We start from the raw sequence: 594 nt of genomic DNA on the forward strand, positions 1-594 counted from the left end.
GGCCCTTACGACCAGGGCTGCACACGTGCTACAATGGCATATACAAAGAGAAGCGACCTCGCGAGAGCAAGCGGACCTCATAAAGTATGTCGTAGTTCGGATTGGGGTCTGCAACTCGACCCCATGAAGTCGGAATCGCTAGTAATCGTAGATCAGAATGCTACGGTGAATACGTTCCCGGGCCTTGTACACACCGCCCGTCACACCATGGGAGTGGGTTGCAAAAGAAGTAGGTAGCTTAACCTTCGGGAGGGCGCTTACCACTTTGTGATTCATGACTGGGGTGAAGTCGTAACAAGGTAACCGTAGGGGAACCTGCGGTTGGATCACCTCCTTACCTTAAAGAACCTGCCTTTGNGTGGTTCAAGTCCACTCAGGCCTACCAAATTTGCGAAGCAAATTTGAAGAGGTTGCAAACGATGGGGCTATAGCTCAGCTGGGAGAGCGCCTGCTTTGCACGCAGGAGGTCTGCGGTTCGATCCCGCATAGCTCCACCATCTTTACTGCGAACACAAGAAAACTTCAGAGTGAACCTGAAAAGGTGCACTGCGAAGTTTTGCTCTTTAAAAATCTGGATCAAGCTGAAAATTGAAA

1 tRNA gene and 1 rRNA gene are annotated in these 594 nt (G+C 50.4%); both read left to right on the forward strand.

The features are described 5' to 3' along the window. Positions 1-337: ribosomal RNA gene (locus tag ACFP3V_RS13655) — 16S ribosomal RNA — on the forward strand; the annotation flags it as partial. Between the two features lie 84 nt (positions 338-421). Next, positions 422-497: transfer RNA gene (locus ACFP3V_RS13660), tRNA-Ala, on the forward strand. Positions 498-594: the final 97 nt, after the last annotated feature.

The sequence above is a fragment of the Streptacidiphilus monticola genome, from assembly GCF_042658505.1.
GTDB lineage: Bacteria > Actinomycetota > Actinomycetes > Streptomycetales > Streptomycetaceae > Streptacidiphilus > Streptacidiphilus monticola.